The sequence below is a fragment of the Streptomyces narbonensis genome (genome assembly GCF_014649015.1).
GTDB lineage: Bacteria > Actinomycetota > Actinomycetes > Streptomycetales > Streptomycetaceae > Streptomyces > Streptomyces narbonensis.
On the sequence record NZ_BMSF01000032.1, the window covers coordinates 1 to 11,408 of the forward strand.

General features: G+C 70.2%; 12 protein-coding genes. 9 read left to right on the forward strand and 3 right to left on the reverse strand.

The genetic code is table 11. From position 1 onward, the window contains the following. The first annotated feature begins 128 nt into the window (after nt 1–128). The 8 genes from IE124_RS33145 to IE124_RS33180 all read left to right on the forward strand — a co-directional run bounded on the left by IE124_RS33145 (nt 129) and on the right by IE124_RS33180 (nt 7,020). Entirely contained in the window at nt 129–776 is a 648-nt protein-coding gene (locus tag IE124_RS33145) for an HAD family hydrolase (protein ID WP_189513584.1), read from the forward strand. Nucleotides 777–819: 43 nt separating this feature from the next. Further along, nucleotides 820–2,046, forward strand: coding sequence for an MFS transporter (locus IE124_RS33150; protein ID WP_189513586.1), 1,227 nt, complete (start codon nt 820–822; stop codon nt 2,044–2,046). Beyond that, nucleotides 2,015–3,190, forward strand: coding sequence for an acetoin utilization protein AcuC (locus tag IE124_RS33155; protein ID WP_189513588.1), 1,176 nt, complete (start codon nt 2,015–2,017; stop codon nt 3,188–3,190). The genes IE124_RS33150 and IE124_RS33155 overlap by 32 nt, the downstream gene beginning before the upstream one ends. Nucleotides 3,191–3,314: 124 nt before the next feature. Then, complete coding sequence (locus tag IE124_RS33160; protein ID WP_189513590.1) at nt 3,315–4,130, forward strand: phosphatase; 816 nt, start codon at nt 3,315–3,317, stop codon at nt 4,128–4,130. Between the two features lie 127 nt (nt 4,131–4,257). Beyond that, a complete protein-coding gene (locus IE124_RS33165) occupies nt 4,258–4,467 on the forward strand; it encodes a helix-turn-helix domain-containing protein (protein ID WP_015034391.1) in 210 nt (69 codons plus the stop codon). A 165-nt stretch (nt 4,468–4,632) separates the two neighbouring features. Beyond that, nucleotides 4,633–4,731 (forward strand): 30S ribosomal protein bS22, encoded by a 99-nt coding sequence (locus IE124_RS33170; RefSeq protein WP_003948845.1) that lies wholly within the window; start codon nt 4,633–4,635, stop codon nt 4,729–4,731. A gap of 138 nt (nt 4,732–4,869) precedes the next feature. Continuing rightward, complete coding sequence (locus IE124_RS33175; protein WP_189513592.1) at nt 4,870–5,928, forward strand: NAD-dependent epimerase/dehydratase family protein; 1,059 nt, start codon at nt 4,870–4,872, stop codon at nt 5,926–5,928. A 15-nt stretch (nt 5,929–5,943) separates the two neighbouring features. Continuing rightward, nucleotides 5,944–7,020 carry a lysophospholipid acyltransferase family protein gene (locus tag IE124_RS33180; RefSeq protein ID WP_189513594.1) on the forward strand — a complete coding sequence of 359 codons (1,077 nt, stop codon included), beginning with the start codon at nt 5,944–5,946 and terminating at the stop codon, nt 7,018–7,020. 53 nt (nt 7,021–7,073) lie between these two features. On the opposite strand, the gene IE124_RS33185 is transcribed toward IE124_RS33180, so the two are convergent. From IE124_RS33185 to IE124_RS33195, 3 genes are all read right to left on the reverse strand, one after another. Beyond that, nucleotides 7,074–8,333, reverse strand: a complete 1,260-nt coding sequence (locus tag IE124_RS33185; protein WP_189513595.1) for a DUF5667 domain-containing protein — start codon at nt 8,331–8,333, stop codon at nt 7,074–7,076. Between the two features lie 312 nt (nt 8,334–8,645). Next, nucleotides 8,646–9,437 (reverse strand): ECF subfamily RNA polymerase sigma factor, BldN family, encoded by a 792-nt coding sequence (locus tag IE124_RS33190; RefSeq protein WP_055642830.1) that lies wholly within the window; start codon nt 9,435–9,437, stop codon nt 8,646–8,648. A gap of 429 nt (nt 9,438–9,866) precedes the next feature. After that, complete coding sequence (locus tag IE124_RS33195; protein WP_189513597.1) at nt 9,867–10,826, reverse strand: HAD family hydrolase; 960 nt, start codon at nt 10,824–10,826, stop codon at nt 9,867–9,869. Between the two features lie 91 nt (nt 10,827–10,917). On the opposite strand from IE124_RS33195, the gene IE124_RS33200 reads away from it, so the two are divergent. Then, nucleotides 10,918–11,196 carry a glutaredoxin family protein gene (locus IE124_RS33200; protein ID WP_189513599.1) on the forward strand — a complete coding sequence of 93 codons (279 nt, stop codon included), beginning with the start codon at nt 10,918–10,920 and terminating at the stop codon, nt 11,194–11,196. Nucleotides 11,197–11,408 lie beyond the last annotated feature (212 nt).

Sequence of the window (11,408 nt, forward strand, 5' to 3'; positions counted from 1 at the left end):
CCTTTCAGCGCCGATGGTACTGCAGGGGGGACCCTGTGGGAGAGTAGGACGCCGCCGAACAATTTTTAGCCTCAACCCCCGGACTTCTGTCCGGGGGTTGAGGCATTTTTGCGTTCTACGCTTTGTCCATGCGATACGACTTGGTCATCTTCGACAATGACGGTGTGCTCGTGGACAGCGAGCCGATTTCCAACACGCTTCTCGCCGGCTATCTGACGGAGCTCGGGCACCCGACCTCGTACGAGGAGTCGGTGCGGGACTACATGGGGTCCGCCATGCACCGCATTCACGAGCTGGTCGAGGAGCGGACCGGGGAGCGGTTGCCCGTGGACTTCGACGAGACGTTCCACGCGCGGGTCTTCGACGCCTTCGAGCGGGAGTTGGAGGCGGTGCGTGGGGCCGCGGAGGTGCTGAAGGGGCTGGTCGAGGCCGGGGTTCCGTACTGTGTCGCCTCGTCCGGGAGCCATGAGCGGATTCGGGTGGGGCATCGGAAGACCGGGCTCGACGTGTGGTTCCGGGACGAGAACATCTTCAGTGCTGAGGACGTCGGGCGGGGCAAGCCGGAGCCGGACCTGTTCCTGTACGCCGCGGAGCGGATGGGGGTCGCTCCGGAGCGGTGTGTGGTCGTCGAGGACAGCGGGCTCGGGGTCCAGGCCGCCGTGGCGGCCGGGATGGACGTGTACGGGTTCACGGCGATGACGCCGAAGGGGAAGCTCGCGGGTGCCGCGGGGTTCTTCGGGGCGATGGACGAGCTGCCTGCGACATTGGGTCTGTGATCCATCTACCCAGCGGTAGGTCCCGGCCCTACGCTGTGCCGCCATGACGGATGCGCGGTTGCGGCGTGGGCGGGGATCCCTGGGGGTCAGTTTCTTCGTACAAGGGGTCACGTTCGCCCTGTTGGTGACTCGAATACCGGGGATCCAGGACCGGTACGGGATCTCGGACGCACTGTTGCCGGCGTTCCTGGCCGCCGTTCCGATCCTGGCCGGGGTGGCGAGTGTGGTGACTGAGAAGGTCGTCGCCCGGGTGGGGGCCGCGGTGGTGCTGCGGTGGGCGCAGCCCGTCGTCCTGCTCGCGCTGCTGGGTGTGGGGGCCGGCACGGAGCTGTGGGAGGTGGCGGTCGCCCTCGGGCTCTTCGGGTTTGCGGTGGGGGCTTTGGACGCCTCCATGAACATGCTGGGGGTGAACCTCCAGCGGGCGTACGGGCGGAGCATCATGCTCGGCTTCCACGCCTCGTACAGCCTGGGCGGGATCGTGGGTGCGTCGCTGGCCTGGGTGGGGGCGCACTGGCACCTGTCGTTGTTCGTGTCGTACCTGCCGGTCGTGGCGGTGCTGCTGCCGGCCGCGTTTGTGGGGAGCCGGTGGTACGGGGCCGGGGAGCAGCGGGCCGTGAGGGGTGTGGTGGGGGAGAGCGGGGACGGCCGGGGGAGTGGGGTCGCCTTCGCGTTGCTGCTGCCGCTCTGTCTCGTCATGACGTTCGCCTATATAGGGGACTCGACCGTCTCCAACTGGAGTGCCAAGTACCTCCAGGACGTGCTCGGCGGTTCGGAGGAGCTGGCGACCGTGCCGTACAACGCGTACATGGTGACGACGCTTCTGGGGCGGGCGGTGGGTGACCTCGGGGTGCGGAAGCTGGGGGCGGCGGTGGTCGTGCGGTGCGGGGCGGTGCTCGCGGCGCTCGGGTTCGCGGTGGTGGCGGTGGCGCCGGGGGCGTGGGCGGGGATCGCGGGGTTCACGGTGCTGGGCTTCGGGCTGAGTGTGATCGTGCCGCAGACGTTCGCGGCGGCGGGGCGGTTGGCTTTTGAACGTCACGGTCCGGGGGCGAGTGACGCGGCGGTGGCGCGGCTCAACGCCTTCAACTACGTCGGGTTCCTGATCGGCTCGCCGTTGGTGGGGGCGCTGGGGGATGCGTGGAGTTATCGGGGGGCGATGCTGGTGCCGATGGTGCTGGTCCTGGTGACGGTGGTGTACGCCACGTCGTTCGGTTCGAGAGAGGCCCGATACGGTGGCGGGCATGAGCGGCCGCGCACTGTTGATGTGGGATGAAGCTGTCACGCAGTACGACTTCGGGTCCGAGCATCCGATGGACCCGGTACGGCTTGCGCTGACGATGTCGCTGGTGCGGGCCTTCGGGCTCGACCGGGCGATGGACGTGGTCTCGGCGAAGCCGGCGGGGGACTCGACGTTGCGGCTCGTGCACCGTGAGGACTATGTGTCGGCGGTGCGGGCTGCCTCGGTGGAACCGCGTCGGGCGGATCAGGCGTACGGGATCGGGACGGTCGACGATCCGGCGTTCGTGGGGATGCACGAGGTGTCGGCGCTGATCGCGGGGCAGTCGGTCGGGGCGGCGGAGGCGGTGTGGCGCGGGGAGGCCGCGCACGCGGTGAACTTCGCGGGCGGGCTGCATCATGCGATGCCGGGGAGCGCGTCGGGGTTCTGTATCTACAACGACGCTTCGCTGGCCATCGCCCGGCTGCTCGAGCTGGGGGCGGAGCGGGTCGCGTACGTGGATGTGGACGTGCACCACGGTGACGGGGTGCAGGCGGCTTTCTGGGAGGATCCGCGGGTCCTGACGGTCTCGCTGCACGAGCATCCGCGGACGCTGTTCCCGCAGACGGGGTGGCCGGAGGAGACGGGTGCGGCGGGGCCGGGTGAGGGCGGGGCCGTGAATGTGGCGCTGCCGGCGGGGACGGGGGACGCGGGGTGGCTGCGGGCCTTCCACGCGGTGGTGCCTGAGCTGATCGCGGACTTCCGGCCGCAGGTGCTGGTGACGCAGCACGGGGCGGACACGCACTTCGAGGATCCGCTGGCCCATCTGGCGGTGTCGCTGGACGCGCAGCGGGCCGTGCAGGAGGCCTGTCACGAGCTTGCGCACGAGTACGCCGAGGGGCGCTGGGTCGCGCTGGGCGGTGGGGGGTACGCGGTGGTGGACGTGGTGCCGCGGTCGTGGACGCATCTGGTGGGGATCGCCGCGCATGCCCCGGTGGAGCCGGGGTCGGTGATCCCGTCGTCGTGGCGGGACGAGGTGTACGCGCGGACCCGGCAGTTGGGGCCGGCGCGGATGACGGACGGTCGGTGGCCGGTGGGCTACCGGGACTGGGCGGCGGGGTACGACCCGGCGGACCGGCTGGACCAGGCGGTGCTGGCGACGCGGAAGGCTGCCTTCCCGCTGCGGGGGCTGCTTCCCTGAGGAGCGGCTTGTCGGTCGGGCCTTTGTCCGATCGGCGCAGGGTGGCTTGTCGTCGTTACGCCGACTGTGCGCTGTCCGGGGGGTTTCGGCTCCGGTGGCGGTGTGTTCCGGCAGCATCGGGAGGGTGTTGAGTACCGGGGCGCTGCGGGCGCATCTTTTGGCGGCGGGGTTGGCGGGGACGGTGGCGACGTCGCGGGAGGAGAGTCTGCGGAGCTATCGGCTCTTCGCCGCGCGTGATCCGCGGGTGCTGCTGGGGCTCGATCCCGCCTGGGGGTGGGGTGAGGCCGATCTGCTGCGGTTGATGGCCGACAAGTGCGGGGTGTCGGGGGATCCGGAGCACCGGTCGGGGCCGGACGTCATCGATCCGGAGCGGACGCTGAGGGGGCTCGACGCGTTCGCGGCGAGGTTGGGGGCTGCGGCCGCGCGGCGGGTTCCGGTGCTGTTCGGGACGGGGCATCCGCATCGTCTGCTCGGTTTCTACGTCGCACTCGCAGACGCTTTGTCGGCGGCGGGATGTCTTGTCCTCACCCCGGCGCAGGGGCGATGTGTCGACATAACGACCCGGTTCGGCGTACGTACGTACCTCCTGGACTACGTACGGGGGGTCGCGCTGGTGCGTGAGCCCGGGCTGTCGGGGGGTGGCGCCGAGGTGGGGGCGCACTCGCACTCCGCGCTGCCGGTTAGGGCCGCGCTCGAAAGTGCGGCCGAGGGTGGCGGGCCGCTGCCCGAGCTCGTGGTCGGGGACCATGGATGGGTCTGCGGTGCAGGTCAGCTGGGTATCGAGGCCATCGGTCTTGCCGATACGGATGATCCGGCGCTGTTCGTCGGTGAGGCGGAGGGGCAGGTGTCGGTGGCCGTTCCGCTTGATGACGGCGTGCGCTCCGACTACTACCGTCCGCTCACGCGCTATGTACTCAATCGAGCGTGTCTGTCACGGTAAACGGCCGGTGGTAGCTCCTCTTCCCCACTCGTACCACCCGCCCCTAGTCTGGCGAGTGAGCGCTTGGCGACGAAGAGTCACCGGAGGGGAAGCCGGTGGGCGTCGCGGCGGAAGGTACAGGTGGGTCATGGCTGCTGGCGAGCGACCTCTCAACGAGGTCAAGTTTCTGACCGTGGCGGAAGTCGCCTCGGTGATGCGCGTGTCGAAGATGACCGTGTACCGCTTGGTGCACAGCGGTCATCTGCCGGCGATCCGGGTGGGCAGGTCCTTCCGGGTGCCGGAACAGGCGGTTCACGAGTACCTGAGGGAGTCCTTCGTGGGGGTGGGGACCGCGTAGCGAGCGCGCGGCCGGTATCGCCGGGAAAGTCGCGTACGGCCCTCGGATTACAAGCGCGGTGCTCGGGACGGTAGGCTAGGCCGACGTAGGTCGTGTGGGCCCAGACGCCCCGCACCGATCCCCGCCGGGAGGCGGGGATGTTCCGAGAAGTGAGCGAGGGTAGTCGTGGGCTCTGTTATCAAGAAGCGGCGCAAGCGGATGGCGAAGAAGAAGCACCGCAAGCTGCTTAAGCGCACGCGCGTTCAGCGTCGCAACAAGAAGTAAGGCGACAGCTGCACCGCAGCGATTCGTGCGTCAGGCGTGGCCCTTCACCGTTCGCGGTGGAGGGCCACGCCTTATTCGCGCCGAAATACGGAGGCGCTACGGTGGCGACCAACGGAAGACGGACGGAAGGCGCTGATCTTGGGCAGGGTCGTGCTCGTCACCGGTGCCGCCCGGCACCTCGGGGGCCGTTTCGTACGGCGGATCCAGCGGGACCCGGAAGTGGAGCGGGTGATCGCGGTGGACGCGGTCGACCCGGCGCACGAGCTCGGCGCCGCCGAGTTCGTCCGTGCGGACATCCGCAGGCCGGCCATCGCGAAGGTCCTCGCCGAGCACGAGGTCGACACGGTCGTCCACATGGACGTCACCGGTACGGCGCTCGGGGCCGGCGGCCGTGCGTCGGTCAAGGAGACCAACGTCATCGGCACCATGCAGCTCCTGGGGGCCTGCCAGAAGTCGCCGCGGATCCAGCGGCTCGTGGTCAAGTCGAGTACCAGCGTCTACGGCTCCGCGCCGCGCGACCCGGCGGTCTTCACCGAGACCACCGCGGCGAAGTCGCTGCCGAGCGGGGGCTTCGCCAAGGACGCCGTCGAGGTCGAGGGGTACGTGCGGGGCTTCGCCCGGCGCCGGCCCGACGTGGCGGTGTGCGTGCTGCGCTTCGCGAACATCCTCGGACCGCGGGCGGAGTCCCCGCTGACCGAGTACCTGTCGCTGCCGGTCATGCCGACCGTCCTCGGCTACGACCCGAGGCTCCAGTTCGTCCATGAGGACGACGTGATCGACGTCCTGCGCCTGGCGGCGCACGAGCCCCGCAGGGCCACCCTGAACAGCGGGACGTTCAACGTGGCCGGGGACGGGGTGCTGCTGCTCTCCCAGTGCGCGCGGCGGCTGGGGCGGCCGACCGTCCCGGTGCTGCTGCCCGCGGTCACCTGGGTGGGGACGGCGCTGCGCACGGTCGGGATCACCGATTTCGCACCCGAGCAGATCCGGCTGCTCACCCATGGCCGGGTCGTCTCGACGGTGCAGATGCGCGAGGTCTTCGGGTTCTCGCCGCGCTACACGACCGCGGAGACCTTCGCGGACTTCGCCGACAGCAGGGGGCCGGGCCTTCTGCCGCCGGAGATGCTGGCCGGGGCGGTGGACCGGCTCGCCGGCCGGCTCGCCCCGGCCGCCACCGACTCACTTCATCACGGCGCCTGAGGAGACCGGACAGCGATGGCGGACGCCAAGGTCATTCCGTTCGACGACGACCGCTCGCGAGCCCGTCGTCGGCCCAGCAGGGCCGACGGGGAGGCGGCGGCTGTCAGGGCCCTGCCCGGGGCGCAGCACGGCCCTGAGGAGCCGGAGGGGCCCGGGGAGGGGCCGGCCGGTGCGGAGGCGGCGGGGGGCGACGGACGCGAGGCGGCGGCCGGGGCCGGAAGCGGTGTCGGTGGGGACGCCGGGGGCCGTGCCGGGGGGTGGGAGCGGCGGCTCGCGGGTGGGCTCGCGTTCCTGCGGCGGCGGGTCACCGGCGAGTACGAGGTCGACGAGTTCGGTTACGACGAGGAGCTCACCGACCAGGTCCTGATGTCGCTGCTGCGCCCGCTGTACGAGAAGTACTTCCGGGTCGAGGTGAAGGGCATCGAGAACATCCCCGACAAGGGCGGGGCCCTGATCGTCGCCAACCACTCGGGGACCCTGCCGCTGGACGGGCTGATGATGCAGGTCGCCGTCCACGACCGGCACCCGGCGGGGCGGCACCTGCGGTTGCTCGCCGCGGATCTGGTCTTCGTCCTGCCGGTGGTCAACGAACTGGCACGGAAGGCGGGGCACACCCTGGCCTGCGCGGAGGACGCGGAGCGCCTGCTGCGGGCGGGCGAGATCGTCGGTGTCATGCCCGAGGGCTTCAAGGGCATCGGGAAGCCGTTCTCGGAGCGGTACAAGCTCCAGCGGTTCGGGCGGGGCGGTTTCGTCTCGACGGCGCTGCGGGCGGGGGTGCCGATCGTGCCCTGCTCGATCGTGGGTGCCGAGGAGATCTACCCGATGATCGGCAACGCCAAGACGCTGGCGAGGGTGCTCGGCATCCCGTACGTGCCGATCACGCCGACCTTCCCGTGGCTGGGGCCGCTCGGGACGCTGCCGCTGCCGACGAAGTGGACCATCCAGTTCGGGGAGCCGATTCCGACGGACGGGTACGCGCCGGAGGCGGCTGAGGACCCGATGCTGATGTTCAACCTGACGGACCAGGTCAGGGAGCAGATACAGCACACGCTGTACAAGTTGCTGGTGCAGCGGCGGTCGGTGTTCTTCTGACGGTGCACAGAGAGGAGGGGCGCCCCCGTCCGTGGGGCGCCCCTCCTCTCTTGCTAGCGAGCGTCCTCGCTGTCGATGCCGAGGCCTGGAAGCAGGCCCGGCAGGAGTGGCGGAAGGGTCACGTCCGGTACGTCGGGGGGTGCCGGGGTCGTGGGTGAGGGTGCCGTCGGCGGGCCGGTCGGGGACGGCGGCTGGAGCAGCCCCCCGGTGTCGCCGCCGAGGAGACCGTCGTCTTCCGGTGAGGTGGTGACGCCGCCGTCCGGGCTCGCGCTCGTGCTCGTACCGGTGCTCGGGGTGGGACCGGACGGGCGGGGCGGTGCGGAGGTGCTGCCGGTGGGCGGCGCCTCGTGGGTGGACGACGGACTCTGGGTGTCCGGGTGGCGGGTGTCCTGCGGGCTGCTGGTCCCGCTGGTCGGGCGCTCGGTGGTGATGCCGTCCTTCTCCAGGGTGCGGGGAAGCACCGACTGGAGCGGTTCGACTTCTTCGTCCATGGCGTCGAAGACCCCGGTCACCTCGCTGCCGACGTCCGCGAGCTGCACGGGGAGCCGGTCGCGGAGGCCGTTCCAGGTGTCCCTGTGGGCCTGGGCGAAGGAGTTGAGACGGGCCATCGGGCCGATCTCGCCGTCCTGCTCGTATGCCTCGCGGAGCAGCCGGTGGCCCTCGCTTGCGTCGTGCTTCATTCCGCCCAGGACGCGGCGGATCTCGGTGAGCGACTCGTGGTCGAGGTCGCCGGCGCGGCCGCGCTCCATGAGCCTGCGGGCCTCGCTGAGCCGGGTGGACGCCTGGTCGAGGTAGATGCCGCCGCGGTCCGCGGCGTCGTCCGCCATGCCGAGCTTGATGTCCTCCATGCCCCGCTTGAGCCCGTACAGCGAGTCACCTGGGAGGGCGTCGGAGCTGGCGGCGGCGACGCCGCCGAAGGCTCCCGCGGCCACGCCGACGGTGAGGCCGCCGGCTGCGAGGCCCTTGGACCAGCGGGAGCGTGGGCGGAGCTTGCGGAGCGGGGAGGCCCGGTGGGCTCCCTTGGCGCCCTGTGACCGTTGCTCCGGGACCGTAGGTCCCGCGGCCGCGCTCCCTTCCATGAGCATCGCTTCCATGGCGGCGACGAGCTGCGCTCGCTGCACCACCTTGACCTCGGGGTCCAGCTGCGGCTTCGGCAGGTCGCCGAGGCCGTTCGCCAGGGCCAACAGCCTTCCGTGCTCGGCCGGTTCGGCCGGAGCTTCGGGCTGTTCGGCTGCCGCGCCCTCGGCCGCCCGGTCCTCCAGGGCCTGGGCGAAGGCGTTCGCCCGCCGGTGCGCCGATACGTTCGCGATCACTGGCGGCACCTCCTCTCGTCATGACGGTCGACTCCCCGGGGTGTCCGGAAGGTTGCACACCTTGAACACATCCACACGAACGAGTGAGTGGCTGCGGGCATGGCGTGACCACAGGGAGCCTGCATTCCGCACAACGAGCGGCGCGGCACTTGGGTTACGCGCGAAAGATGATCGGACCAGTGCGTCACGGAGGCGTCACCGACTGTGAGTCGTACGGGGGTCGTGGGATGTGGGGGGAGGAGCGGGGGGCGGGGCGTGGACCGGTGGGACCCGGACCGGTGTCCGGGTGCGCGTGTGGGGGGCGCGTACCGGTCAGCGGGCGTCGTCCGGGAGGAGGCGGGCCAGGGTGCGGACGGCCCGGTACTGGAGGGTCTTGATGGCGCCCTCGTTCTTCCCCATGACGCGGGCGGTCTCGGCGACCGAGAGGCCCTGGAGGAACCGCAGGGTCACGCACTCCTGCTGCTGGGGGTTGAGGCGGCGGACCGCGTCGAGCAGTGCCGCGTTGGAGAGGGACTCGAGGACGGAGTCCTCGGGGCTGCGCTCCACCTCGTTGGCGTCGAGCATCTCGCCGGTCGTCACTTCGAGGCGGAAGCGGCTGGACTTGAAGTGGTCCGCGACGAGGTTGCGGGCGATGGTGACGAGCCAGGCGCCGAAGTCGCGGCCCTGCCAGGTGAAGGTGGAGATCCGGCGCAGGGCGCGCAGGAACGTCTCACTTGTCAGGTCCTCCGCGGTCGCCTTTCCGCCGACGCGGTAGTAGATGTATCGGTAGACGGTGTCGCTGTACTGGTCGTACAGGCGGCCGAAGGCCTCGGCCTCGCCGGCCTGGGCGCGCTCGACCAGGTCCATCATCCGAGCGCTGTCGCTGTCGGCGGTGGGGCGGCGGGCGGCGGTCGAGGTTCCGGCGCCGCCGCGGGTTCCCCGTCTGCCCACGGCGGCGCTGCCGTCGGCCAGGGCATAGCAAGGGCCGGCGGGTGCCGGTGAGGCGAAGGCGAAGGCGGGGACAGGGCCGGCGTACGCGGTGGGGACGAAGCCGCGCAAGTGGTCGAGGACCGTTGCGCGCAGCGTAGCCAGGCCCGAGGTGTCAACCCCGACGTGTGGGTACACGGGACTCCCAGAGGCAGAGCTTCCATCACGTGCAGTGCGGGACCGTTCACTCGTCGTGGCGACGGGAGGGGTCCTTTGTGCGTCTGAGGAGAATAACGCTTCGTACAGGCAGCGCTACACCCAGTTGCTCAAATCACCGATTACGTCGTTTCCATTACTGCTTGCAGTCGTAACTGGCCACTGTTCGTGACCGGTTGTTGATCGAATTGCTTCCGAGTGTGACTGCGCGGGCGTTGCGTTGTGCTCAAGTGCAGAACGCGTGAGTGATCGGGGCCGCTGTTGGGTAAGGAGCCCGGAATGCCTGGGAGTCGACCTGTGCGGTGGTGTTCGACCACGGACGGGTGAGGGCGCCTGGTCCGGGGTTGTCGCAGATGATCGCAGCCGAAACGTATCGGCAGGGCCGCGGCGCGTACGCCGCGGCCGGTCGGGTCAGCGGCGGCGGCGGTGCAGGGCGACGGCGGCGGCGGTGCCGCCGGCGAGCGCGCCCAGACCCGCGGCGGCGGGGATGCCGACCTTGGCCGCCTTGCGGCCGGTCCGGTAGTCGCGCAGGCGCCACTCGCGGGCCTTGGCGTGCTTGCGGAGCTTGGTGTCCGGGTTGATCGCGTACGGGTGCCCGACGAGCGAGAGCATCGGAATGTCGTTGTGCGAGTCGCTGTAGGCGGCGCAGCGGCTCAGATCGAGGCCCTCGGCGGCGGCGAGGGCGCGTACCGCCTCGGCCTTGGCCGGTCCGTGCAGGGGCTCGCCGACCAACTTGCCGGTGTAGACGCCGTCGACGGACTCGGCGACCGTGCCGAGCGCGCCGGTCAGGCCGAGCCTTCGGGCGATGATCGTGGCGGTCTCGACCGGGGCGGCCGTGACGAGCCACACCTTCTGGCCCGCGTCGAGGTGGGCCTGGGCGAGGCCGCGGGTGCCCGGCCAGATGCGGTCGGCCATGTACTCGTCGTAGATCTCCTCGCCGATCGACATCAGTTCGGAGACGCGGTGGCCCTGCACGATGGACAGGGCGCTGTCGCGGGCGTCCTGCATGTGCTCGGGGTCCTCGACGCCGGCGAGCCGGAACCAGGCCTGCTGCCAGGCGAACCGGGCGAGCTCGCGGCGCTGGAAGAACTTCCGCTTGTAGAGGCCGCGGCCGAAGTGGAAGATCGCGGCGCCCTGCATCACGGTGTTGTCGAGGTCGAAGAAGGCCGCTGCCCGTACGTCGCCGACGACCGGGAACTCCGGTTCGGCCGGGGTGGTCTCGGCGGCCGCGGTCTCGGCCGCCGCCTCCTCCCGCTCCCGTTCCAGCTGGAGCGAGGACTTCCGCGCTGCCTCGGCAGCGGCCTCGCCTGCGAGGACGCTGCGCGCGGTGGCGGAGCGCCTACGAGGGGTGAGCCATCCCAGAGCGGCCATGTCGTGAGCATAGCCAGTCTGTTCGGTACTTCCCGACTTGTGACGATGCCGGGGCGTGAACACTGCGGGGCTCCCCTGTTAATTGGACAGAATGGACGTCATGTTCGGACGGACGAAGAAGAAGGACGCCGCATCGCGCACCGTGACGCTGATCGGCAAGCCGGGTTGCCATCTCTGTGACGACGCCCGGGTGGTGATCGAGGCCGTGTGTGCGGAAACAGGGGCACGATGGGAGGAGAAGGACATCACGCTCGACGAGGATCTTCACCGGGCGTACTGGGAGCAGATCCCCGTCGTGCTCATCGACGGCGAACAGCACACCTTCTGGCGGGTGGATCCCCAGAGGCTCCGGCGCGAACTGGGTGCGTGACCGAAAGGCGGTTACCATCGTGGACGTTTTGTTGGGTTTCGGGGGCGGCGTCGTGAGGAGTGTGTACGGTTTTGCCCCCTTCGGGATCTCAACGCTGTGACCTGCTCCGCGGTTCGGTGACGATGGGAACCAGCCGCGTGACCCCGGTCACTTTGGCCGGACAAAACGGACACCATCTTTGTGCACGCGTTCACAAAGACATAGCCTGCATT

Excerpts from the sequence above, each read along its gene's own strand:
- IE124_RS33150 (WP_189513586.1), top strand. The coding sequence starts at position 820 with ATGACGGATGCGCGGTTGCGGCGTGGGCGGGGATCCCTGGGGGTCAGT.
- IE124_RS33200 (WP_189513599.1), top strand. The coding sequence starts at position 10,918 with ATGGACGTCATGTTCGGACGGACGAAGAAGAAGGACGCCGCATCGCGC.
- IE124_RS33165 (WP_015034391.1), top strand. The coding sequence starts at position 4,258 with ATGGCTGCTGGCGAGCGACCTCTCAACGAGGTCAAGTTTCTGACCGTG.
- IE124_RS33145 (WP_189513584.1), top strand. The coding sequence starts at position 129 with ATGCGATACGACTTGGTCATCTTCGACAATGACGGTGTGCTCGTGGAC.
- IE124_RS33180 (WP_189513594.1), top strand. The coding sequence starts at position 5,944 with ATGGCGGACGCCAAGGTCATTCCGTTCGACGACGACCGCTCGCGAGCC.
- IE124_RS33155 (WP_189513588.1), top strand. The coding sequence starts at position 2,015 with ATGAGCGGCCGCGCACTGTTGATGTGGGATGAAGCTGTCACGCAGTAC.
- IE124_RS33195 (WP_189513597.1), bottom strand. The coding sequence starts at position 10,826 with ATGGCCGCTCTGGGATGGCTCACCCCTCGTAGGCGCTCCGCCACCGCG.